22 protein-coding genes, 2 tRNA genes and 4 other RNA genes are annotated in these 22,438 nt (G+C 53.0%); 14 read left to right on the top strand and 14 right to left on the bottom strand.

All coding sequences use genetic code 11. The annotated features are described in order from the left end of the window. The first annotated feature begins 101 nt into the window (after positions 1–101). On the top strand, positions 102–545 hold the full coding sequence (locus tag SPE70_RS15730; RefSeq protein ID WP_004152249.1) for an Lrp/AsnC family transcriptional regulator: 444 nt from the start codon (positions 102–104) through the stop codon (positions 543–545). A gap of 115 nt (positions 546–660) precedes the next feature. Here SPE70_RS15730 and SPE70_RS15725 read toward each other — a convergent pair. From SPE70_RS15725 to SPE70_RS15690, 8 genes are all read right to left on the bottom strand, one after another. Then, positions 661–793: non-coding RNA, RtT sRNA (locus SPE70_RS15725), on the bottom strand. Between the two features lie 43 nt (positions 794–836). Then, positions 837–968: non-coding RNA, RtT sRNA (locus tag SPE70_RS15720), on the bottom strand. A 43-nt stretch (positions 969–1,011) separates the two neighbouring features. Then, a non-coding RNA gene (locus SPE70_RS15715) (RtT sRNA) lies at positions 1,012–1,144 on the bottom strand. A gap of 43 nt (positions 1,145–1,187) precedes the next feature. Next, positions 1,188–1,272 (bottom strand) — tRNA-Tyr (locus SPE70_RS15710). A 39-nt stretch (positions 1,273–1,311) separates the two neighbouring features. Continuing rightward, positions 1,312–1,444: non-coding RNA, RtT sRNA (locus SPE70_RS15705), on the bottom strand. A gap of 43 nt (positions 1,445–1,487) precedes the next feature. Continuing rightward, positions 1,488–1,572, bottom strand: a tRNA-Tyr gene (locus tag SPE70_RS15700). Between the two features lie 159 nt (positions 1,573–1,731). Further along, complete coding sequence (gene purU, locus SPE70_RS15695) at positions 1,732–2,574, bottom strand: formyltetrahydrofolate deformylase (RefSeq protein ID WP_004203178.1); 843 nt, start codon at positions 2,572–2,574, stop codon at positions 1,732–1,734. Between the two features lie 42 nt (positions 2,575–2,616). Further along, entirely contained in the window at positions 2,617–3,075 is a 459-nt protein-coding gene (locus SPE70_RS15690) for a YchJ family protein (RefSeq protein ID WP_008804406.1), read from the bottom strand. Positions 3,076–3,187: 112 nt separating this feature from the next. On the opposite strand from SPE70_RS15690, the gene rssA reads away from it, so the two are divergent. The 3 genes from rssA (at position 3,188) to galU (ending at position 6,293) form a co-directional block, all read left to right on the top strand. Beyond that, positions 3,188–4,090, top strand: coding sequence for a patatin-like phospholipase RssA (gene rssA, locus SPE70_RS15685; RefSeq protein ID WP_008804407.1), 903 nt, complete (start codon positions 3,188–3,190; stop codon positions 4,088–4,090). An 89-nt stretch (positions 4,091–4,179) separates the two neighbouring features. After that, positions 4,180–5,193: a two-component system response regulator RssB gene (rssB, locus tag SPE70_RS15680; RefSeq protein ID WP_008804408.1), complete on the top strand. Its 1,014-nt coding sequence runs from the start codon at positions 4,180–4,182 to the stop codon at positions 5,191–5,193. A 197-nt stretch (positions 5,194–5,390) separates the two neighbouring features. Beyond that, positions 5,391–6,293 carry a UTP--glucose-1-phosphate uridylyltransferase GalU gene (gene galU / locus SPE70_RS15675; protein WP_008804409.1) on the top strand — a complete coding sequence of 301 codons (903 nt, stop codon included), beginning with the start codon at positions 5,391–5,393 and terminating at the stop codon, positions 6,291–6,293. 122 nt (positions 6,294–6,415) lie between these two features. Here galU and hns read toward each other — a convergent pair whose 3' ends face one another. Beyond that, the gene (hns, locus tag SPE70_RS15670; RefSeq protein ID WP_002910103.1) at positions 6,416–6,823 is read right to left on the bottom strand and encodes a histone-like nucleoid-structuring protein H-NS; all 408 of its coding nucleotides are present in this window, start codon (positions 6,821–6,823) and stop codon (positions 6,416–6,418) included. Positions 6,824–7,244: 421 nt separating this feature from the next. After that, positions 7,245–7,376, bottom strand: coding sequence for a hypothetical protein (locus SPE70_RS15665; protein WP_048271801.1), 132 nt, complete (start codon positions 7,374–7,376; stop codon positions 7,245–7,247). A 7-nt stretch (positions 7,377–7,383) separates the two neighbouring features. Here SPE70_RS15665 and tdk point away from each other — a divergent pair, with 7 nt between their 5' ends. After that, positions 7,384–8,001: a thymidine kinase gene (gene tdk / locus SPE70_RS15660; protein ID WP_008804410.1), complete on the top strand. Its 618-nt coding sequence runs from the start codon at positions 7,384–7,386 to the stop codon at positions 7,999–8,001. Between the two features lie 137 nt (positions 8,002–8,138). On the opposite strand, the gene adhE is transcribed toward tdk, so the two are convergent. Continuing rightward, entirely contained in the window at positions 8,139–10,814 is a 2,676-nt protein-coding gene (gene adhE / locus SPE70_RS15655; RefSeq protein WP_008804411.1) for a bifunctional acetaldehyde-CoA/alcohol dehydrogenase, read from the bottom strand. Positions 10,815–10,891: 77 nt separating this feature from the next. On the opposite strand from adhE, the gene SPE70_RS15650 reads away from it, so the two are divergent. From SPE70_RS15650 to SPE70_RS15615, 8 genes are all read left to right on the top strand, one after another. Next, entirely contained in the window at positions 10,892–11,107 is a 216-nt protein-coding gene (locus SPE70_RS15650) for a hypothetical protein (protein ID WP_012541357.1), read from the top strand. A 183-nt stretch (positions 11,108–11,290) separates the two neighbouring features. Further along, on the top strand, positions 11,291–11,938 hold the full coding sequence (locus tag SPE70_RS15645; protein WP_008804412.1) for a YchE family NAAT transporter: 648 nt from the start codon (positions 11,291–11,293) through the stop codon (positions 11,936–11,938). 746 nt (positions 11,939–12,684) lie between these two features. After that, positions 12,685–14,319: an oligopeptide ABC transporter substrate-binding protein OppA gene (gene oppA, locus SPE70_RS15640; protein ID WP_008804413.1), complete on the top strand. Its 1,635-nt coding sequence runs from the start codon at positions 12,685–12,687 to the stop codon at positions 14,317–14,319. An 85-nt stretch (positions 14,320–14,404) separates the two neighbouring features. Then, positions 14,405–15,325 carry an oligopeptide ABC transporter permease OppB gene (oppB, locus tag SPE70_RS15635; RefSeq protein WP_002910089.1) on the top strand — a complete coding sequence of 307 codons (921 nt, stop codon included), beginning with the start codon at positions 14,405–14,407 and terminating at the stop codon, positions 15,323–15,325. A 14-nt stretch (positions 15,326–15,339) separates the two neighbouring features. Beyond that, a complete protein-coding gene (gene oppC, locus SPE70_RS15630; RefSeq protein WP_004145396.1) occupies positions 15,340–16,248 on the top strand; it encodes an oligopeptide ABC transporter permease OppC in 909 nt (302 codons plus the stop codon). An 11-nt stretch (positions 16,249–16,259) separates the two neighbouring features. Beyond that, entirely contained in the window at positions 16,260–17,273 is a 1,014-nt protein-coding gene (locus SPE70_RS15625; RefSeq protein WP_004151853.1) for an ABC transporter ATP-binding protein, read from the top strand. Next, a complete protein-coding gene (oppF, locus tag SPE70_RS15620) occupies positions 17,270–18,274 on the top strand; it encodes a murein tripeptide/oligopeptide ABC transporter ATP-binding protein OppF (protein WP_008804414.1) in 1,005 nt (334 codons plus the stop codon). The genes SPE70_RS15625 and oppF overlap by 4 nt, the downstream gene beginning before the upstream one ends. A gap of 54 nt (positions 18,275–18,328) precedes the next feature. Then, the gene (locus tag SPE70_RS15615; RefSeq protein WP_032730668.1) at positions 18,329–19,156 is read left to right on the top strand and encodes an ion transporter; all 828 of its coding nucleotides are present in this window, start codon (positions 18,329–18,331) and stop codon (positions 19,154–19,156) included. Between the two features lie 63 nt (positions 19,157–19,219). Here the strand turns inward: SPE70_RS15615 and SPE70_RS15610 are convergent, their stop codons facing one another. Both SPE70_RS15610 and cls read right to left on the bottom strand, forming a co-directional pair. Further along, entirely contained in the window at positions 19,220–19,549 is a 330-nt protein-coding gene (locus SPE70_RS15610; RefSeq protein ID WP_002910079.1) for an HI1450 family dsDNA-mimic protein, read from the bottom strand. Between the two features lie 34 nt (positions 19,550–19,583). Continuing rightward, positions 19,584–21,044 carry a cardiolipin synthase gene (gene cls / locus SPE70_RS15605; protein ID WP_008804416.1) on the bottom strand — a complete coding sequence of 487 codons (1,461 nt, stop codon included), beginning with the start codon at positions 21,042–21,044 and terminating at the stop codon, positions 19,584–19,586. 143 nt (positions 21,045–21,187) lie between these two features. Between cls and SPE70_RS15600 the strand changes: the two genes are divergently transcribed. Continuing rightward, entirely contained in the window at positions 21,188–21,361 is a 174-nt protein-coding gene (locus SPE70_RS15600; RefSeq protein ID WP_023290120.1) for a YciY family protein, read from the top strand. Between the two features lie 468 nt (positions 21,362–21,829). Here the strand turns inward: SPE70_RS15600 and SPE70_RS15595 are convergent, their stop codons facing one another. After that, positions 21,830–22,408, bottom strand: coding sequence for a YceI family protein (locus SPE70_RS15595; RefSeq protein WP_008804418.1), 579 nt, complete (start codon positions 22,406–22,408; stop codon positions 21,830–21,832). Between the last annotated feature and the right edge of the window lie 30 nt (positions 22,409–22,438).

Below are 22,438 nucleotides of genomic sequence, written 5' to 3'. Positions count from 1 at the left end.
CCTCCATCATTTTTCAGTTATTGTGCGAAAAACCCTGACAGGGTGATATGGCTGAATTAAGGTAGAAAGACGCGAATGCCTTTTATAATTAGGTGAAAAACATGAATGACGTACTTGATGAAATTGACCGGGCCATCCTCACTTGCCTGACTCAGGATGCCAGAGTCTCGCTAAAGGTATTGAGCGCGCGAGTAGGGCTGACCTCGCCGAGCACGGCCGAGCGGGTGAAGCGCCTGGAGGAGCGGGGCGTCATTCAGGGCTATGGGGCGCGGGTGAATCTCGCCGCGCTGGGCTACAGCCTCCAGGCGCTGGTGCGGGTCCGGCCGCTGCCTGGGCTGCTGCAGAAAGTGGATAAATATATCCAGGCGATGCCGGAATGCATTGAAAGTGACAAAGTGACCGGGGAAGATTGTTTCGTGATGCGCCTCGTGGTGCGCGATATTGCCCAGCTGGATACCCTGCTGGACGGTCTGGCCGAGTATGCGCAGTGTAACACCTCGGTGGTGAAAAGCTCGCCGGTAAAAAGGCGTTTGCCACCGCTGTGAGTTTCCCGGAGGCGGGCTGCGCACCTGTCCGGGCTACCAGACGGCGCCACCTGTAGCCTCGCTAAGCGAAGCGCGAGCGAGGGGGTAGCAGTACAGGTGGTTGCAGAGAGCGCGAGAATAGAGGGGGAAGGATAACTCGTCGCTATCGCTCCTCGCCCTTCGGGCCATTGCCTGCGGCAACGTTCTCTCGCTGGCGCTCGAGTCGAACCTTAGTCGAAGCTTCTCATCCTTCCCCGTAGGGCAGAATATAGAATATCGTAGGTAGATTAAGCTGGGCATGACATGGGGAGATGGTGGTGGGGGAAGGATAACTCGTCGCTATCGCTCCTCGCCCTTCGGGCCGTTGCCTGCGGCAACGTTCTCTCGCTACGCTCGAGTCGAACCTTGGTCGAAGCTTCTCATCCTTCCCCGTAGGGCAGAATCTAGAATATCGTAGAGTAATTGGATTGCGGTGTTTTTAAGAGGATGGTGGTGGGGGAAGGATAACTCGTCGCTATCGCTCCTCGCCCTTCGGGCCGTTGCCCTTGGCAACGTTCTCTCGCTGGCGCTCGAGTCGAACCTTAGTCGAAGCTTCTCATCCTTCCCCGTAGGGCAGAATCTAGAATATCGTAGAGTAATTGGATTGCGGTGTTTTTAAGAGGATGGTGGTGGGGGAAGGATTCGAACCTTCGAAGTCGATGACGGCAGATTTACAGTCTGCTCCCTTTGGCCGCTCGGGAACCCCACCAGGGGTAAAATCACATTGGAGGCTATTCAGCAAAATGAATGGTGGTGGGGGAAGGATAACTCGTCGCTATCGCTCCTCGCCCTTCGGGCCGTTGCCTGTGGCAACGCTCTCTCGCTGGCGCTCGAGTCGAACCTTAGTCGAAGGTTCTTACCCTTCCCGCTAAGTGCAAACATCGTTTACGCTTGTCGGAGAAACCATATCACTGTAGTGAATAATGGTGGTGGGGGAAGGATTCGAACCTTCGAAGTCGATGACGGCAGATTTACAGTCTGCTCCCTTTGGCCGCTCGGGAACCCCACCACGGGGTAATGCTTGGTACTGGCCTGCTTCCTTCTCGGGAAGCGGGGCGCATCATACCAAATGATGCGCCCCTGTAAAGCATTCGTTTGACAAAAATAAACTGGTTGCCTGATTTTTACGCGTAACGCCGTAAAGCTAACCAATTCATTTCTCAGTCGATTAAAGAATAATCGTCCGGTTACCGTAAACGAAGACGCGCTGCGCCAGTACCTGATACAGCGCCCGGCTCAAGACGTTTTTTTCGACATCGCGGCCAGCGCGCATCATATCTTCTGCAGTATAGGTATGATCGACATGAATCACGTCCTGCATGATGATTGGGCCTTCATCCAGATTGTCATTCACATAGTGGGCGGTGGCGCCAATGATCTTCACGCCGCGCTCATAGGCCTGATGATAAGGACGGGCGCCGATAAACGCCGGCAAAAATGAATGGTGAATATTGATGATTTTGTTCGGGAAGCGGGCGACAAACTCCGGGGTGAGGACGCGCATATACTTGGCCAGTACCACGTAATCCGGCTCATGTGCCGCAATGGCATCCCCCATCTGCTTGTCGTGTTCTTCGCGGCTTAACCCTTCGTGGCTGACCAGCTCAAACGGAATACCAAAACGCTCCACCAGCGGGCGCAGCGTGTCATGGTTGCCGATAACCGCGGCGATATCGACATCCAGTCCGCCGTAGTTGGCTTTCATCAGCAGATCGCCGAGACAGTGCGCCTCTTTGGTCACCAGAATGACCACCCGGCGACGGCCTGCCGGATTCAGTTCGCGGATGGAACCTTCCGGTAGGGCGCTATCCAGATCGGCCAGCAGAATAGCGTCGTTAAAAATGCCCTCCAGTTCGGTGCGCATAAAGAAACGACCGGTACGGTGGTCAACAAATTCATTGTTCTGCACAATGTTAAGTTCGTGTTTGTAGCAGATATTGGTGATACGCGCGATGAGGCCTTTCTGATCAGGGCAAATAGTGCGTAGTACTTTACGTTGTAATGAATGCATCGCGAGGAAAATCCTGTAGTGTTTGCAAGCGCTACGGCAGCGTTACTGGCCGCAGCATTTTTTAAATTTTTTACCTGAGCCGCAAGGGCAGGGGTCATTACGACCAATCAGCGGTCGTGTCCCGTCGATATAGTACCACTGTCCATTTTCTTTTAAGAATCTGGAACGTTCAATAATGGCGCCCGGACGGTTATTGTCATTAAAGCGGGCGACAAAGCTGACAAAGCCTTCATTTGGGACTCGCCCTTCATCACTGGCGAACAGGGTTAAACCCAGCCACTCGGTCTGGCTGAACCCCTTCTCCAGCTCGGCGCGAAACGTCTGCGCCTGACAGGACGGATGCCAGGTTTTGATCAGATAGTCGGCATCTTTCATGACGAACGCGCTATAGCGGGAGCGCATAAGCTGTGACGGGCCTGGCGCAAGCTCTGCGCCGGACAGATATCGCTGGCAACATGAGCTATACTCCAGTGCGCTGCCACAGGGGCATAATTGCGACAAAACTGCCTCCATGGAAGAAAGAATTACGGCGCTTCAACGCCAAAGGTGTTTATGTTAACTGAGCCGTGACAATGTTGCCACGCTCAGAGTGGAAGGATAGTTATCAGTAATAATGAGAAAGCTTAAAATTGGTCTGGCGTTAGGGGCGGGAGCTGCCCGAGGATGGTCGCACATTGGCGTCATCAACGCCCTCCGTCGGGCTGGTATCGAGATTGATATCGTCGCGGGGTGTTCTATCGGTTCGCTGGTAGGGGCGGCGTATGCCTGCAACCGGCTCCCGGCGCTCGAGTCATGGATCTGCTCATTCAGCAACTGGGATGTCCTGAAGCTGATGGACCTCTCCTGGCGACGTGGGGGCCTGCTGCGCGGTGAAAAGGTATTCAATCATTACCGTCGTATTATGCCGGTGACCGATATCGAACGCTGCGAGCGTCGGTTTGCTGCCGTCGCGACCAATTTAAGTACCGGCCGGGAACTGTGGTTTACTGAAGGCGATCTGCATTTAGCCGTTCGAGCCTCCTGCAGCATGCCTGGACTGATGGCGCCGGTGAGGCATAATGGTTACTGGCTGGTCGATGGCGCAGTGGTCAACCCGGTTCCCGTGTCGCTGACGCGGGCAATGGGGGCCGATATCGTGATTGCCGTTGACCTGCAACATGATGCCCATCTCATGCAGCAAGATTTATTTTCCCTCGAAACGCCGCGGCCGGAAGCTGAAGAGAAGGAGGGCCCATGGCATACTCGTCTGCGCGCGCGATTGACGCAAATGAGCTCCCGTCGTACGGCCGTGACGCCGACGGCGATGGAGATCATGACCACGTCTATCCAGGTTCTGGAGAACCGTCTTAAACGCAACCGTATGGCGGGTGACCCGCCGGATATCCTGCTGCAGCCATACTGTCCGCAAGTGTCGACGCTCGACTTCCATCGCGCAGGAGAGGCGATTGCCGCGGGCCAATTGGCCGTGGAAAAGAAAATGGATGAACTATTACCCTTAGTGCGTACAGCGGTTTGACGTACAAGTACCTGACTTAAGTAAAATCTGACAGGCGATAGTGAGAATAGCGTGCCACTATTGAATTATCGTCAGCCAGGGGAGATATCATGACGCAGCCATTGGCGGGAAAACAGATTCTGATAGTTGAAGACGAACCCGTTTTCCGCTCACTCTTGCATGGATGGCTGGCCTCGCTGGGAGCAACGACCTGGCTGGCGGAAGATGGCATGGATGCCCTGCATAAAATGACTGAGGTGCGTCCGGACCTGATGATTTGCGACATTTCAATGCCGAGAATGAACGGTCTGGAACTGGTCGAGACGCTGCGTAACCGCGGCGAGCAGCTACCGATTCTGATGATTTCCGCCACCGAAAACATGGCGGATATTGCCAAAGCGTTACGGCTGGGCGTCCAGGATGTGCTGTTAAAACCGGTGAAAGATTTCGATCGCCTGCGTGAGACTGTTTATGCCTGCCTGTATCCCGCGATGTTTAGTTCACGTGTGGAAGAGGAAGAGCGTTTATTTGAGGACTGGGACGCGCTGGTCAGTAATCCGACCGCCGCATCGAGACTGCTGCAGGAGCTACAGCCTCCGGTGCAACAGGAAATGTCACATTGCCGCATTCATTATCGACAGCTGGTATCGGCGGATAAGCCGGGGCTGGTGCTCGATATTGCGCCGCTCTCGGAAAATGATTTGGCTTTCTATTGTCTGGATGTCACACGAGCAGGGGATAATGGCGTGCTGGCGGCATTATTACTGCGCGCGCTATTCAATAGCCTGCTGCAAGAGCAACTGGCGCATCAGGGGCAACGGCTACCTGAAATGGGGAGTCTGTTAAAACAGGTCAATCAGTTACTCCGCCAGGCGAATCTTCCCGGTCAGTTCCCTTTGCTGGTGGGTTATTACCACAGTGGACTGAAAAATTTAATTCTGGTGTCCGCAGGGCTCAATGGCACGTTGAATACCGGTGAGCATCAAATTCAGATAAGTAATGGCGTTCCTTTAGGGACGCTGGGCGATGCCTATCTTAACCAAATTAGCCAGCGCTGCGCCTCATGGCAGTGCCAAATTTGGGGGGCCGGGGGGCGTTTACGCTTAATGTTGTCTGCGGAATGAGCAATTGCGTTTATATCTAAGCAGACGGCATTACCTGCAGCCCTATACTGGTGGTACCATCGAGCAGTTTTATGCGTAAAAGTCCTAATTCGAGGCTATCGGAACCTTTTCAGACCAGTGAATACGCGGTTGACTGATATACTCGACACGTTATTTGTAACGAGAAGTTTAAAAAACAAACAGTCCAGGAGATTTCAATGGCTGCCCTTAATTCTAAAGTCAGAAAAGCGGTTATCCCGGTAGCGGGATTAGGCACCAGGATGCTGCCTGCCACCAAAGCAATTCCAAAAGAAATGCTGCCGCTGGTAGATAAGCCGTTAATTCAGTACGTTGTTAATGAATGTATCGCTGCAGGAATTACTGAAATTGTTCTGGTAACGCACTCATCGAAAAACTCTATCGAAAACCATTTCGATACCAGTTTTGAGCTGGAAGCGATGCTGGAAAAACGTGTAAAACGCCAGCTTCTGGAAGAAGTGCAGTCTATTTGCCCGCCGCACGTGACCATTATGCAAGTTCGTCAGGGCCTGGCGAAAGGCCTTGGTCACGCCGTGCTGTGCGCCCATCCGGTAGTGGGTGATGAGCCGGTAGCGGTTATTCTGCCAGACGTTATTCTGGATGAATTTGAGTCCGATCTGAGCCGTGATAACCTTGCGGAGATGATCTCTCGTTTTGATGAGACTGGCGCCAGCCAGATTATGGTTGAGCCTGTCGAGGATGTGACCGCGTATGGCGTGGTCGATTGCAAAGGCGAATCCCTGAAGCCGGGCGAAAGTGTGCCGATGGTGGGCGTGGTCGAGAAGCCAAAAGCTGACGTTGCGCCGTCCAACCTGGCGGTAGTGGGGCGCTATGTCCTCAGCGCAGATATTTGGCCGCTGCTGGCGAAGACCCCTCCGGGCGCCGGTGATGAAATTCAGCTGACTGACGCGATTGATATGCTGATCGAGAAAGAAACGGTTGAAGCTTATCATATGAAGGGCAAGAGCCATGACTGCGGCAATAAGCTTGGCTACATGCAGGCGTTTGTCGAATATGGTATTCGCCACAAGACGCTTGGTGACGATTTTAAAGCCTGGCTGGAAACCGCGGTGACGAAGTAATCCGCAGCGCGATTAAAAGCCAGAAACCGGGAGCGCGTCAGCGACTCCCGGTTTTGTTTATCGAGCCTGAGGGCAAAAAAAATCCCGCCGGAGCGGGATTTTTAATATTGCGACAACGGAGATTAGATCAGGAAATCGTCCAGTGATTTACCTTGTTCGTCCATTGCTTTTTTGATCACCGCAGGAGTACGGCCCTGGCCAGTCCAGGTTTTGGTTTCGCCGTTTTCGTCTACATAGCTATATTTAGCCGGACGTGCAGCACGCTTAGTTTTGGTACCGGCTTTAACGGCAGCCATAGTGCTCAGCAGTTCATTCGGGTCAATACCGTCAGCAATCAGCATTTCACGGTATTGCTGCAGCTTACGTGTACGCTCTTCAATTTCTGCTGCGGCGGCGTTTTCTTCTTCACGGCGCTCGTTAACAACGACTTCTAATTTTTCCAGCATTTCTTCGAGCGTTTCAAGGGTGCATTCTCTTGCCTGCGCACGAAGAGTACGGATGTTGTTCAAAATTTTAAGTGCTTCGCTCATTGTAGTAATCTCAAACTTATATTGTGGGGTGGTTTGTTGAACTAATAATAGAGCGATAAAATGCGTTGTGCAATAGGGGAGAATGTAAGGAATTCAAAATTACTGGTTATTTGTCGCGGGAATTAATTAATTTAAGTTAAAATTCTCGTGCCGCTTCACATCTTTGCTCCTTATAGCCATGAGTAGGGGGCCAGCTAAAACACTGAGACCATATGCTTTTTCTGAGGTTCAGTGAGAAAAATTATCCTTTGCATGGGTAAATAACCCTCGTCAGTATTAGCGCATTTTTGGTTACGCGCCTTAATATAAAACAAGCCGCAAGCCCGCTTATAGTGCATGGATACTGGTCCTATAAGCACGAAAAGACAATGGTTACCTCACCGATAGCGTAACGGGGCGTACAAATAATGGCCCTGTAAATTCAATTCATCCACGTCACCCTTTCCGTTTCCATGCCCTTCAGCGCTGCGACAATACCCCTGCGGAAAGGGCGGCTGTACGCATAAAATATGGTACAATCGCCGCCGCGATAAAACACTTTGATTGGGGTCACGCAGCCGATGGCACAACTTTATTTCTACTACTCTGCAATGAATGCAGGTAAGTCGACCGCTCTGTTGCAATCTTCGTACAATTACCAGGAGCGGGGGATGCGTACCATCGTTTATACCGCTGAGATAGATGACCGCTTCGGTGCTGGAAAAGTCAGCTCGCGTATCGGCCTCTCCTCGCCGGCCCGGTTGTATAATCCGCAGACGTCGCTATTTAACGATATTGCGGCAGAGCACAAGCTTAAGCCGATTCACTGCGTGCTGGTGGATGAAAGCCAGTTTCTGACGCGCGAACAGGTTCATGAGCTGTCCGAAGTTGTCGATACACTGGATATTCCGGTGCTGTGCTATGGACTGCGGACGGATTTTCGCGGCGAGCTCTTTACCGGTAGCCAGTATTTGCTGGCATGGTCCGATAAACTGGTGGAGCTGAAAACCATTTGCTTCTGCGGCCGTAAGGCGAGCATGGTGCTACGTCTCGATCAAGAGGGGCGACCTTATAATGAAGGCGAGCAGGTTGTCATCGGCGGCAATGAGCGGTATGTGTCCGTCTGTCGTAAGCATTATAAAGAGGCGCTGAGCGTGGGTTCTTTAACCCAGGTACAAAACCAGCGTTATTCCTGCTGAGTTGCTCAGAAGCTCATACAGGCGCCTGTGGGCGCCTTTTTTATACTCTGGAAGGCTGGAGCTCGGGATTGGCTGACAAGCAGGCATAAAAAAGCCCCGTCATCTGACGGGGCTTGCAGTGTGTTTACCGTTGTTGATTAAGCGGATTTCTTCGCTTTTTTCTCAGCTTTCACCGGAGCCGCGTCGGTTTTCGCAGCAGTTTCGCCTTCGACGAACTCGCGGCCGTAGTAGGTATCCAGCAGAATCTGTTTCAGTTCGGAGATCAGCGGGTAGCGCGGGTTAGCGCCGGTGCACTGGTCATCGAAGGCATCTTCAGACAGCTTATCAACGTTAGCCAGGAAGTCAGCTTCCTGAACGCCAGCTTCGCGGATAGATTTCGGAATTCCCAGCTCAGCTTTGATGCTTTCCAGCCATGCCAGCAGTTTCTCGATCTTCGCTGCGGTGCGGTCGCCCGGTGCAGAGAGACCCAGGTGATCGGCGATTTCAGCGTAGCGACGACGAGCCTGCGGACGGTCGTACTGGCTGAACGCAGTCTGCTTGGTCGGGTTGTCATTCGCGTTGTAGCGAATAACGTTGCAGATCAGCAGGGCGTTGGCCAGACCGTGCGGAATATGGAACTGAGAGCCCAGTTTGTGCGCCATGGAGTGACACACCCCGAGGAAGGCGTTCGCAAACGCGATACCGGCGATAGTCGCAGCACTGTGTACGCGCTCACGGGCAACCGGGTTCTTGGAACCTTCGTGGTAGGAAGCCGGCAGGTACTCTTTCAGCAGTTTCAACGCCTGCAGAGCCTGGCCGTCAGAGAACTCAGAAGCCAGCACGGAAACGTAAGCTTCCAGGGCGTGAGTCACCGCATCCAGACCACCGAACGCACACAGCGACTTCGGCATATCCATCACCAGGTTGGCATCGACGATGGCCATATCTGGGGTCAGCGCGTAGTCTGCCAGCGGATATTTCTGACCAGTTGCGTCATCGGTCACTACGGCGAACGGCGTCACTTCAGAACCGGTACCGGAGGTGGTGGTGATGGCGACCATCTTGGCTTTGACGCCCATTTTCGGGAACTTGTAGATACGTTTACGGATATCCATAAAGCGCAGCGCCAGTTCTTCGAAGTGGGTTTCCGGATGTTCGTACATGACCCACATGATTTTCGCCGCATCCATCGGGGAACCGCCGCCCAGCGCGATGATGACGTCTGGTTTGAAGGAGTTCGCCAGATCGGCACCTTTACGTACGATGGTCAGAGTCGGGTCAGCTTCAACTTCGAAGAAGACTTCGGTTTCAACGCCCGCTGCTTTCAGTACGGAAGTGATCTGATCGGCATAGCCGTTGTTGAACAGGAAGCGGTCAGTCACGATCAGCGCGCGTTTGTGACCATCAGTAATCACTTCATCCAGTGCGATTGGCAGGGAGCCACGACGGAAGTAGATAGATTTCGGAAGTTTGTGCCACAACATGTTTTCAGCTCGCTTAGCAACGGTTTTCTTGTTGATCAGGTGTTTCGGACCAACGTTTTCAGAGATGGAGTTACCACCCCAGGAACCACAACCCAGAGTCAGGGAAGGCGCGAGTTTGAAGTTGTACAGGTCACCGATACCACCCTGAGAAGCCGGGGTGTTGATCAGGATACGTGCGGTTTTCATCATCTGGCCGAAGTAAGCCACGCGAGCCGGCTGGTTGTCCTGGTCGGTGTACAGGCAAGAGGTGTGACCGATACCGCCCATGGCAACCAGTTTTTCTGCTTTGGTGACCGCGTCTTCGAAATCTTTCGCACGATACATCGCCAGCGTCGGAGACAGTTTTTCGTGAGCAAACGGTTCACTTTCGTCAACGTTGGTCACTTCGCCAATCAGGATCTTAGTCGTAGCCGGAACGGTGAAGCCTGCGAGTTCCGCGATTTTTGCCGCTGGCTGACCAACGATAGCAGCGTTCAGCGCGCCATTTTTCAGGATGATGTCCTGAACCGCTTTCAGCTCTTTACCCTGCAGCAGATAGCCGCCGTGGCTGGCGAAACGTTCGCGAACCGCGTCATACACTGAATCAACGACGACAACAGACTGCTCAGAAGCACAGATAACGCCGTTATCGAAGGTTTTAGACATCAGAACGGAAGCAACAGCACGTTTGATATCAGCCGTTTCATCAATGACCACCGGGGTGTTACCGGCACCAACGCCGATAGCTGGTTTACCGGAGCTGTACGCCGCTTTCACCATACCTGGACCACCGGTCGCAAGGATCAGGTTGATGTCCGGGTGATGCATCAGCGCGTTAGACAGTTCTACGGACGGCTGATCGATCCAGCCGATCAGGTCTTTCGGCGCGCCAGCCGCGATGGCAGCCTGCAGTACGATATCAGCCGCTTTGTTGGTGGCTTCTTTTGCACGCGGGTGCGGAGAGAAAATGATGGCGTTACGTGTCTTCAGGCTGATGAGCGATTTGAAGATGGCTGTTGAAGTCGGGTTAGTGGTCGGTACGATACCGCAGATGATGCCGATCGGTTCAGCGATAGTGATGGTACCAAAGGTGTCGTCTTCTGACAGGACGCCACAGGTTTTTTCATCTTTATATGCGTTGTAAATGTATTCGGAAGCGAAGTGGTTTTTGATCACTTTGTCTTCAACGATGCCCATGCCGGATTCGGCAACGGCCATTTTAGCGAGAGGGATTCGAGCATCTGCAGCGGCCAGAGCGGCAGCGCGGAAGATTTTATCGACTTGTTCTTGAGTGAAACTGGCATATTCACGCTGGGCTTTCTTGACACGCTCAACAAGCGCGTTCAGTTCAGCGATATTAGTAACAGCCATAATGCTCTCCTGATAATGTTAAACTTTTTTAGTAAATCAGTCGCTCGATTCGACATTATAGACAGGCTGTTAACAGCTTGCATGTAAATGTTTATGTAGAAAAATCAGGACACTGTTTTACCGATTTACTAAAAAAGCTCTATTACTTTAACTTTCAGGTCATGCTGCCTTCCACTCTGTTGGTGTCATCAAGATTACTCACTTCTGAGTACAAAATACGTGATTTAGATCAAGTATTGGCGTGGCTGATACCTTTCAGCTGGCTGCTTTTTAACCGATTCGATCAAGTGTAATGGAAGGGTTTTGAAATTAAAAAAACGATTAGCATTAAAGCTACAAATAACTAACATTCGATACATATCACCGGGTTATGCATATTTATAATGAATATTGCATGCAAAAAGCGTATGTTTCGCGCAGTTATTTTATGCTGTTAATAGTCAACCGCCAATTTTGATGATGCTGCGGAGCCCATTGTGACTCAACCACTGTTCGATTTTGCTACCTATTTCAAGTTTTTCATTGGCTTATTTGCCCTGGTCAACCCGGTCGGCATCATTCCGGTGTTTATCAGTATGACCAGCTACCAACCGGCAGCGGTGCGCAACAAGACCAACCTGACCGCAAACCTGTCGGTGGCGATCATCCTCCTGACGTCGTTGTTTCTCGGCGATGGCATTCTGCAGATTTTTGGCATCTCGATTGATTCCTTCCGCATTGCCGGCGGCATCCTGGTGGTGACCATTGCGATGTCGATGATCAGCGGCAAGCTCGGCGAAGATAAGCAGAACAAGCAGGAGAAATCGGAGACGGCGGTCCGGGAGAGCATCGGCGTCGTGCCTCTCGCGCTCCCCTTAATGGCCGGACCGGGGGCAATCAGTTCAACTATTGTCTGGGGCACCCGATATCATTCCTGGGTGCACCTGGTCGGGTTCTCACTGGCGATAGCGGTATTCGCTCTTTGCTGCTGGGGCATTTTCCGAATGGCGCCGTGGCTGGTTCGTCTGCTGGGACAGACGGGAATCAACGTCATCACCCGTATCATGGGGTTGCTGCTGATGGCCCTGGGGATCGAGTTTATCGTAACCGGTATTAAAGCGCTGTTCCCCGGACTGCTTAATTAGTGGAACACCATGCAAGCGTGGAGGCTTCACTTCGCGCTTGCGCGATTATTAGCAAAACCTATTAACCAGCGCGAGATCGGCTGTTGAGATAACGTTTTGCGATAATATCTTTAAATCCATATTTTTCATTAAGATATCTGTTTTTGTTCATTGTTTTCCCCTCACGCTCTTCCTGCCTGCGATGTTATTTTCTTCACATCATTCTCTGGCACTTGCTGTCGGATCATCGAAATGATATTAGTAATTTTAACAAGGCAGTAGATGAATGTGCTAAAAAGTAACCTGTTGTTAAATTTTTGTACAAAAAAGCATCTTTTAGCCGATACTCGATTCTCAACGCGATTAAAAAATCATATCACTATGATTAACAATGATATTTTTTTGTCGGTAGTCCGCGAAGATCTTGAGCATCGCGGGCAATATCGGCGATAAAAGAGAATCCGGTAACATATTTGCAAATTGCATTGGCGGAGGTGTTTACCTTTTGGTAATTTCCGCCGTTATCGTCTGCTGAATTATATGCGTAAATGAGAATCATTATTAATAATCTCACTGCGCCGGAACTGCCCTCCAGCGAGGGGGCAAAGAATCGACGTTAAGGCTGCCGTTCGAGCGGTCGTAATAAATAAGTCGGTGATAGCAATCTGCCAATCGCAAACGCTCCTGCGTTGGACAGATCCCCGCAAACGGGAAAAAAACAGGCTGGTTAAAAAACCAGTAATTATAATGACTGGAGTTACAACACAATGACCATCATCACTAAAAAACGTTTGATCGCCGCGGGAGTGCTATCCGCACTGCTTGCCGGCAATATGGCTATGGCAGCGGATGTCCCAGCCGGTGTGCAGTTGTCGGATAAGCAAACGCTGGTGCGAAATAGCGGCGCTGAGCCGCAATCGCTGGACCCGAATAAAATTGAAGGGGTACCCGAGGCCAATATTAGCCGCGACCTCTTCGAAGGCTTGCTGAATACTTCGCCGAAAGATGGCCACCCGATCCCTGGCGTAGCAGAGAGCTGGGATAATAAAGATTTTAAAGTCTGGACCTTCCATCTGCGTAAAGATGCGAAATGGTCTAACGGCGAGCCGGTTACTGCTCAGGACTTCGTCTACAGCTGGCAGCGTCTGGTGGATCCGAAAACCGCTTCTCCTTATGCCAGCTATCCGCAATATGGTCATATCGTTAACGTCGACGACATCATTGATGGCAAGAAAGCGCCGAGCGAACTAGGCGTAAAAGCCATTGACGACCACACGCTGGAAGTAACCCTCAGCGAGCCAGTCCCTTATTTTTATAAGCTGCTGGTTAACCCGGCGATGTCTCCTGTCTACAAACCGGCTATTGAAAAATTTGGCGAGAAATGGACACAGCCTGGCAATATCGTCACCAACGGGGCGTATACTCTGAAAGACTGGGTGGTCAACGAACGTATCGTGATGGAGCGCAACCCGCACTACTGGGATAATGCAAAAACCGTCATTAACACCGTTACCTGGCTGCCGACCTCTTCCGAAGTGACCTATGTTAACCGCTATCGCAGCGGTGAACTGGACATGACCTATAACCAGCTGCCGATCGAACTCTTCCAGAAGCTGAAAAAAGAGATCCCCAACGAGCTGCACGTTGACCCGTATCTGTGTACCTATTATTACGAAATCAACAACCAGAAAGCGCCGTTTACCGACGTACGCGTCCGTACCGCGCTGAAGCTGGGTCTGGATCGCGACATTATTGCTAATAAAGTGAAAGGACAGGGCGATCTGCCGGCCTACGGCTACACGCCGCCGTACACCGATGGCGCGAAGCTGAGCGAGCCGGAATGGTTTACGTGGTCGCAGGAAAAACGCAACGAAGAAGCGAAAAAACTGCTGGCCGAAGCCGGCTATACCGCGGATAAACCGTTGACCTTTAACCTGCTGTATAACACCTCCGATTTGCACAAGAAGCTGGCGATTGCCGCCGCCTCGCTGTGGCGTAAAAACCTGGGCATTGACGTGAAGCTGGTTAACCAGGAGTGGAAAACGTTCCTCGATACCCGTCACCAGGGCACCTATGACGTGGCACGCGCAGGCTGGTGCGCCGACTATAACGAGCCAACTTCCTTCCTGAATACCATGCTCTCTGACAGCTCAATGAACACTGCGCACTATAAGAGCCCGGCGTTCGACAAGATTATGGCTGAATCCGTAAAAGCGTCTGATGAAGCGCAGCGTACGGCAGCCTATGCGAAAGCGGAACAGCAGCTGGACAAAGACAGCGCGATCGTACCGGTCTATTACTACGTCAACGCCCGCCTGGTGAAACCGTGGGTTGGGGGCTATACCGGTAAAGACCCGATGGATAACGTCTATACCAAAGATCTCTACGTTATCAAACATTAATGGCAATACGTGGGGCGGGCCTGTGCTCGCTCCATCGTGTCTTATTTGAGAGCAGTGCAAAGGCACACGCCAGAAGGTACGGGCAATGTTAAAATTTATCTTACGTCGCTGTCTGGAAGCGATTCCGACGCTATTTATTCTTATTACCATCTCATTCTTCATGATGCGTCTGGCACCGGGAAGTCCTTTTACCGGGGAGCGCACCCTGCCGCCGGAAGTCATGGCGAATATTGAAGCAAAATACCATTTAAACGACCCTATCATGACGCAGTACTTCAATTATCTGAAGCAACTGGCGCATGGCGATTTTGGTCCCTCCTTTAAATACAAAGATTATTCGGTCAACGATCTGGTGGCCGCCAGCTTCCCGGTTTCTGCGAAACTGGGCTTCGCCGCCTTTTTACTCGCGGTGGTGATCGGCGTAGCCGCCGGGGTGATAGCCGCTCTGAAGCAAAACACCCGATGGGACTACGCGGTGATGGGGGTAGCCATGACCGGCGTGGTTATTCCGAGCTTTGTGGTGGCGCCGCTGCTGGTGATGATTTTTGCCATTACCCTGCACTGGCTGCCGGGCGGCGGCTGGAACGGCGGAGCGCTGAAATTTATGATCCTGCCGATGGTGGCGCTTTCCCTGGCCTATATCGCCAGTATCGCCCGTATCACCCGCGGCTCGATGATAGAAGTGTTGCACTCTAACTTTATCCGCACCGCGCGGGCAAAAGGGCTGCCGATGCGCCGCATTATTTTGCGCCATGCGCTGAAGCCGGCGCTGCTGCCGGTGCTCTCCTATATGGGGCCAGCTTTCGTGGGCATCATCACCGGCTCAATGGTCATTGAAACCATTTACGGCCTGCCGGGGATCGGCCAGCTGTTCGTTAACGGGGCGCTTAACCGCGACTACTCGCTGGTGCTGAGCCTGACGATCCTCGTTGGCGCCCTGACTATCCTGTTCAACGCCATCGTTGACGTGCTGTACGCCGTTATCGATCCGAAGATTCGCTACTGAAGCCGGAGTTCGCCATGATGTTAAGTAAGAAAAATAGCGAGGCGCTGGAAAACTTCAGTGAGAAGCTGGAAGTGGAGGGGCGTAGCCTCTGGCAGGATGCGCGTCGCCGCTTTATGCACAACCGCGCCGCGGTGACCAGCCTGATCATGCTGGTGCTTATTGCGCTGTTTGTCACCTTTGCGCCAATGGTGTCGTCGTTCTCCTACTTCGATACCGACTGGGGCATGATGTCCAATGCCCCGGATATGGCTTCAGGCCACTACTTCGGAACCGACTCCTCCGGGCGCGACCTGCTGGTGCGCGTGGCGATCGGCGGGCGTATTTCGCTGATGGTCGGGGTGGCAGCGGCGCTGGTGGCGGTGATCCTCGGCACGCTGTACGGTTCGCTTTCCGGTTATCTCGGCGGCAAAGTGGACTCGGTGATGATGCGTCTGCTGGAGATCCTCAACTCCTTCCCGTTTATGTTCTTCGTCATCCTGCTGGTGACCTTTTTTGGTCAGAATATCCTGCTGATCTTTGTTGCCATCGGCATGGTTTCCTGGCTGGATATGGCGCGTATCGTGCGCGGACAGACCTTGAGCCTGAAGCGTAAAGAGTTTATCGAAGCCGCGCAGGTCGGTGGGGTCTCCACGGCCAGCATCGTGCTGCGCCATATCGTCCCCAACGTACTGGGGGTGGTGGTAGTGTACGCCTCGCTGCTGGTCCCCAGCATGATCCTCTTCGAATCCTTCCTCAGCTTCCTCGGGCTGGGAACCCAGGAGCCGCTCAGCAGTTGGGGAGCATTGCTCAGCGATGGCGCCAACTCAATGGAAGTCTCGCCCTGGCTACTGCTGTTCCCGGCGGGTTTCCTGGTGGTGACCCTGTTCTGTTTCAACTTTATCGGCGATGGTCTGCGTGATGCCCTCGACCCGAAAGACCGCTAAGGAGCGCTGCCATGACCATGATTGAAACGGCAAAGGCGCCGCAAGCGCAGAGTCACAGCGGCCTGCTGCTGGACGTGAAAGATCTCCGCGTCACCTTTAAAACGCCGGATGGCGATGTCACCGCCGTCAATGACCTGAACTTCACCCTGCAGGCGGGCGAGACGCTCGGCATTGTGGGCGAATCTGGCTCCGGTAAATCGCAAACCGCCTTCGCTCTGATGGGGCTGCTGGCGGCCAACGGCCGCATCGGAGGATCCGCCACCTTTAACGGTCGGCAGATCCTCAATTTGCCCGAGCGTGAACTGAACAAACTGCGCGCCGAGCAAATCTCGATGATTTTCCAGGATCCGATGACCTCTCTTAACCCGTATATGCGGGTGGGCGAGCAGTTAATGGAAGTCCTGATGTTGCATAAAGGACTGAGCAAAGCCGAAGCGTTTGAAGAGTCGGTGAAGATGCTCGATGCGGTAAAAATGCCGGAAGCGCGCAAGCGCATGAAGATGTTTCCGCACGAGTTTTCCGGCGGGATGCGCCAGCGCGTGATGATTGCCATGGCGCTGCTGTGTCGGCCGCGGCTGCTGATTGCGGATGAACCCACCACCGCGCTGGACGTCACCGTGCAGGCGCAGATCATGACGCTGTTGAATGAGCTTAAACGCGAATTCAATACGGCCATCATCATGATCACCCACGACCTCGGGGTGGTGGCCGGGATCTGCGATAAAGTGCTGGTGATGTACGCCGGGCGCACCATGGAGTACGGTCAGGCGCGCGATGTCTTCTATCAACCGTCACATCCATACTCTATTGGCCTGTTGAATGCAGTTCCTCGTCTGGATGCCGAGGGCGATGCGTTGTTAACCATCCCTGGCAACCCACCAAACCTGCTGCGATTGCCGAAAGGCTGTCCATTCCAGCCGCGCTGCCCGCATGCCATGGAGCAGTGTAGCAGCGCACCGCCGCTGGAGTCGTTCGCACCAGGCCGCCTGCGCGCCTGCTTTAAACCGGTGGGGGATCTGCTATGAACGCCGTAACTGAACAACGAAAAGTCCTGCTTGAAATTGCCGACCTGAAGGTGCACTTCGATATCAAAGATGGCAAGCAGTGGTTCTGGCAGCCGTCGAAAACGCTGAAAGCAGTGGATGGCGTGACGTTGCGCCTCTATGAGGGGGAAACCCTCGGTGTGGTAGGGGAGTCAGGCTGCGGCAAATCGACCTTCGCCCGCGCCATTATTGGCCTGGTGAAAGCGACCGATGGCAAAGTGGCCTGGCTTGGGAAAGATCTGCTGGGTATGAAGCAGGAAGAATGGCGCGATGTGCGCAGCGATATCCAGATGATCTTCCAGGATCCGCTGGCCTCGCTGAATCCGCGCATGACCATCGGGGAGATTATCGCTGAACCGCTGCGCACCTATCATCCGAAGATGTCGCGTCAGGAAGTTCGCGATCGCGTCAAAGCGATGATGATGAAGGTCGGGTTGCTGCCTAACCTGATCAACCGCTATCCGCATGAGTTCTCCGGCGGTCAGTGCCAGCGTATCGGCATCGCGCGGGCGTTGATCCTTGAGCCGAAGCTGATTATCTGCGATGAGCCAGTATCTGCGCTTGACGTGTCGATTCAGGCTCAGGTGGTCAATCTGCTGCAGCAGCTGCAGCGTGAGATGGGGCTGTCGCTGATATTTATCGCCCACGATCTGGCGGTGGTTAAACATATCTCCGACCGCGTCCTGGTGATGTATCTGGGCCATGCGGTGGAGCTGGGCACCTACGACGAGGTGTATCATAATCCGCTGCATCCCTATACCAAAGCGCTGATGTCGGCGGTACCGATCCCCGATCCTGATCTCGAGAAAGCGAAAACTATTCAGTTGCTGGAGGGCGAATTACCCTCGCCAATTAACCCTCCGTCGGGCTGCGTGTTCCGCACCCGCTGCCCGCTCGCCGGGCCAGAGTGTGCGAAAACCCGCCCCGTACTGGAGGGCAGTTTCCGCCATGCGGTTTCCTGCCTTAAGGTAGACCCGTTATAATCTCAGGGGCTGACGCAGGTCAGCCCTTTTTTTTGCGAGGTTAACGAAGTGGGTATGCTTTCTGCCGCTCGTCTGCGGCTTTATCATTTACTTTTCGATCAGAACCGACGTTCCGGCCGCCGCTTCGAAGGGCTGTGCGGACTTTTCGCCTTGCTCAGCGTGCTGGTGATTTTTATCGAGTCGGGGCTGGGCACGCAATATCATCTGACATTAGATGAATGGCATGTTTTCGTCTGGCTGGAGCTGCTGGTGACCGCGGTTTTTACCGTGGAGTACCTGCTGCGTATCGCCACCTGGCCCAATCCGCTCCACTATATTTTTAGCTTTTGGGGACTGATTGACCTGGCGACGATTTTGCCGCTGTATGTGATGTGGCTGTGGCCGGAGATTAGCCTGAATTATGTCTTTGCCTGGCGAGCAATGCGAGCGATCCGCGCGCTGCGTATTCTCAAACTGTTGCGCTTTATGCCTTCGCTCAACGTGTTCTGGCGAGCAATCGTCAGTGCGCGTCACCAGCTGATTCTGTTCTATTCGTTTATCGCCATTGTGATGGTGATTTTCGGTTCGCTAATGTATTTGATCGAGGGGCCGGAGTACGGCTTTACAACGCTCAACGCCTCGGTCTATTGGGCCATCGTGACCATCACCACCGTTGGCTATGGCGATATCACCCCGCATACCCCACTGGGCCGCATTCTGGCGTCGATCCTCATCCTGATCGGCTACTCCATTATTGCGATACCGACCGGGCTTATCACTACCCATATGACCAGCGCCCTGAACCGTCGGCGTCAGCGTCGCCTGTGTCCGCAGTGTCAGCAGGGCGACCATGACGATAACGCCCGTTTTTGTCACGCCTGCGGCCATGCGTTGCCGAAATAAGCTGTCAGCATAAAAAAAGCCTGCCGGGTGAACCGCGGCAGGCTTTTCACTGGATAGTGAGCGTTATTCACGCCACAAAATATGACACAGCTTATGATCTTTTTCGCGGCACAGCAGAACACGGGCGAAAATGTCATTAATTTCCCCGCCATCGGTATCCGCCAGGCCAATCACCACTTCGGCGAAGAAATCCGGATTCAGATCGTAATCCACATGCTCTTCCCAGTCTGCGGACGGGTCGAACAGTTCGGCGCCCCCGCGCTCTTCAAACTGCAGGTTAAACAGAATGATGTCCGCCGGGTCGAGGTTGTCGGCCGCCAGCTCGAGGAAGATATCGTAAGCCTGCTCAAGCGTTTCGTCTTCGGTCAGGCGGTTGTTTAAATCCATATCCATGATTGCTACTCATTCGGTATCTGATGGGCACGTTTTACAGCAACGGGCTGAAGAAGTAAAACAGTCGCTCGACGATCCGCTGCCAGAGCGGTCGTTTTAGCCAACGACGGGCGTCAAGCAGGCGCGAACGCGAGATATAGTCATCCTGGACCGCCGCCAGATCGCTGCCAAAACCGGCGTCATCAATGACCAGCGTAATCTCAAAATTGAGCCACAAGCTGCGCATATCCAGATTCACCGTCCCCACCAGGCTCAGTTCGCCATCGACCAGCACGCTCTTGGTATGCAACAATCCGCCTTCAAACTGATAAATTTTGACCCCGGCCGCCAGCAGCTCGGTGAAAAAGGCCCGGCTGGCCCAGCCCACCAGCAGTGAATCGTTCTTGCGCGGTAAAATAATACTCACGTCAACGCCGCGCTGGGCGGCGGTACAGATTGCGTGCAGCAGGTCGTCGCTGGGCACGAAGTAAGGTGTCGTCATGATCAGATGCTCTTTCGCCGCGTAGGCGGCGGTGAGGAGCGCCTGATGGATCAGATCTTCCGGAAAGCCCGGGCCGGAGGCGATCGTGTGGATGGTATGCCCGCTGGCCTCTTCGAACGGCATGATATTGACGTCCGGTGGCGGCGGCAGAATGCGCTTTCCGGTTTCGATTTCCCAGTCGCAGGAGTAGACGATGCCCATCGAGGTCGCCACCGGGCCTTCCATCCGCGCCATCAGGTCAATCCACTGGCCGACCCCCGAGTCCTGCTTAAAGTAGCGCGGATCGACCATATTCATGCTGCCGGTATAGGCAATATAGTTATCGATCATCACCATCTTGCGATGTTGACGCAAATCCATCCGGCGCAGGAACACACGCATCAGGTTAACTTTGAGGGCCTCGACGACTTCAATACCGGCGTTACGCATCATCGCCGCCCATGGGCTGCGGAAAAAGGCCACGCTGCCCGCAGAATCGAGCATTAGACGACAGTGAACCCCACGACGCGCGGCGGCCATCAGCGATTCGGCGACGCTGTCGGCCATACCGCCTGGCTGCCAGATATAAAAGACCATCTCGATATTGTGGCGGGCCAGTTGAATATCGCGGATCAGAGCCTGCATCACGTCGTCAGATTCCGTCAGCAGCTGCAGCTGGTTGCCTTTTACGCCACCAATGCCCTGACGCCGTTCACACAGCTTGAACAGGGATTCTGCCACCGGGCTGTTATCTTCCGCGAAGATATGTTTGCAGGCTTTGAGGTCGTTTAACCACTTGGCCGTCGAGGGCCACATCGCCCTGGCGCGTTCCGCCCGGCGTTTGCCGAGATGCAGTTCGCCAAAGGAGAGATAGGCGATAATCCCCACCAGCGGCAGGATATAAATGATCAGCAACCATGCCATGGCGGACGGGACAGCGCGGCGTTTCATTAGAATTCGTAATGTTACACCGGCGATCAACAGCCAGTACCCCAGAATGACCAGCCAGTTCACCACCGTGTAAAAGGTTGTCATAGATGTAAAATCCTTTTGAATGACGTTATGTGATGAGTTTACGCATCAGTATTTTTCTGGCAAATAAAAACGCAGCGAAAGCGGTAGTCAGTTGCTGGCAGAGGTTTATAATGGAGGCTGTTTTCACTCGTAGAGTCGTTGCAATGAAGCGTAGTAGAACGGAAGTAGGGCGCTGGCGCATGCTGAGACAGGTGAATCGCCGTAAAGCGCGCTGGCTGGAAGCCCAATCGCGCCGCAATATGCGGATCCTTGCTATCAGGAAGGGACTGGTGAAACGGCAGCGTCATGCTCTGCTGTTTATTTTCCCCGACTGTTAAGCGAGCAGGCTAACGGCACCGTACGCGGTGCCGTTGTCGTTTTCTCAGCCCTGCGCTGTATTATCGTTATCATTGCCATCTTGACATCATTATTTTGCTCGACAGCGGTGCAACGACAGTTTGCGCCTGGCTTGCTTTCACGTCTCATTAAAATAGGTATGTCACGTTATTCCGGGCGGTTTGTTTCAGGCAGAACCTATTCCTGCCGCCACAGGAATTAATTGCCATGCAGTATTTATTGTTACCCAGACAGGAGCGGCGCTGTCGAATGCATGCCCACACTGGCCAGCAGATGCAGCCTGAAGTAAGTTGAGAAGAACGATGAAACAGGCGCAGTCAGATCATGGCGCATGAGGCTAAGCGTGCCGCTCCTGGTCTTAAATAATCTGCGCCTGTTTGTTTGCCTTTCAGAACGGTTGTCTGGATAACGCGCCTGAATAAAATGCACGCTATTACGCGTGCATTACTTTATTTTGCATAGGCTTCAGTGGACAAAGTGATGGTCACGTTATCACTTACCGCGGGCACATACTTATCAAGCTTGAAGTCTGAACGTTTGATTACCCCTGTTGCATCAAATCCAATCGCCTCTTTTTTCACCATTGGATGCATGTCCTGCTTATTGAGGGTTGCATGCAGAACTACCGGTTTGGTGATGCCTTTAATGGTCAGGTTACCTTCGACATCATATTTATTGTCGCCCTTGCTTTCCACTTTGGTACTCCGGAAAGTAGCCTCGGGAAACGTTTTGACATCAAAGTATTCTTTGCCTAAAAATTCATCGGTTAACGCTTTGACATGCGTGTCAATGGTTTTTACCGGCAGAGTAACGCTAACAGAAGATTTTTCAGGATTTTCTTTATCAAAAGATAATTTCCCTGAAACATCAGAGATATAGGCGGTAGGGTTAGAGAAACCGAAATGGTTCCAGGCAATAACCACCGACGTGTGCTGCGGATCCAGGTTATATTCCGTCGCCGCAGCTTGTGATACAGGGATATATAAGGCAAGCAGAGAAAGAAATGCTGTTTTTTTCAGAACGTTCACAAAAAATTCCTCAAAATGGGCAAGTACACA

Origin of the sequence: Klebsiella sp. ZJOU C1 (assembly GCF_035620215.1) — a bacterium.
In the GTDB taxonomy this organism is placed as follows: Bacteria; Pseudomonadota; Gammaproteobacteria; order Enterobacterales; family Enterobacteriaceae; genus Klebsiella; species Klebsiella variicola.
The sequence above is the reverse complement of the archived record's forward strand: the minus strand, read 5'-3'. Positions and strand labels throughout refer to the sequence as shown.

Coding starts and splice junctions, on each gene's coding strand:
- oppA (WP_008804413.1), top strand. CDS start 12,685: ATGACCATCATCACTAAAAAACGTTTGATCGCCGCGGGAGTGCTATCC.
- SPE70_RS15625 (WP_004151853.1), top strand. CDS start 16,260: ATGACCATGATTGAAACGGCAAAGGCGCCGCAAGCGCAGAGTCACAGC.
- SPE70_RS15615 (WP_032730668.1), top strand. CDS start 18,329: ATGCTTTCTGCCGCTCGTCTGCGGCTTTATCATTTACTTTTCGATCAG.
- SPE70_RS15610 (WP_002910079.1), bottom strand. CDS start 19,549: ATGGATATGGATTTAAACAACCGCCTGACCGAAGACGAAACGCTTGAG.
- rssB (WP_008804408.1), top strand. CDS start 4,180: ATGACGCAGCCATTGGCGGGAAAACAGATTCTGATAGTTGAAGACGAA.
- tdk (WP_008804410.1), top strand. CDS start 7,384: ATGGCACAACTTTATTTCTACTACTCTGCAATGAATGCAGGTAAGTCG.
- rssA (WP_008804407.1), top strand. CDS start 3,188: ATGAGAAAGCTTAAAATTGGTCTGGCGTTAGGGGCGGGAGCTGCCCGA.
- galU (WP_008804409.1), top strand. CDS start 5,391: ATGGCTGCCCTTAATTCTAAAGTCAGAAAAGCGGTTATCCCGGTAGCG.
- cls (WP_008804416.1), bottom strand. CDS start 21,044: ATGACAACCTTTTACACGGTGGTGAACTGGCTGGTCATTCTGGGGTAC.
- SPE70_RS15730 (WP_004152249.1), top strand. CDS start 102: ATGAATGACGTACTTGATGAAATTGACCGGGCCATCCTCACTTGCCTG.
- hns (WP_002910103.1), bottom strand. CDS start 6,823: ATGAGCGAAGCACTTAAAATTTTGAACAACATCCGTACTCTTCGTGCG.
- adhE (WP_008804411.1), bottom strand. CDS start 10,814: ATGGCTGTTACTAATATCGCTGAACTGAACGCGCTTGTTGAGCGTGTC.
- purU (WP_004203178.1), bottom strand. CDS start 2,574: ATGCATTCATTACAACGTAAAGTACTACGCACTATTTGCCCTGATCAG.
- oppF (WP_008804414.1), top strand. CDS start 17,270: ATGAACGCCGTAACTGAACAACGAAAAGTCCTGCTTGAAATTGCCGAC.
- SPE70_RS15600 (WP_023290120.1), top strand. CDS start 21,188: ATGAAGCGTAGTAGAACGGAAGTAGGGCGCTGGCGCATGCTGAGACAG.
- oppB (WP_002910089.1), top strand. CDS start 14,405: ATGTTAAAATTTATCTTACGTCGCTGTCTGGAAGCGATTCCGACGCTA.
- oppC (WP_004145396.1), top strand. CDS start 15,340: ATGATGTTAAGTAAGAAAAATAGCGAGGCGCTGGAAAACTTCAGTGAG.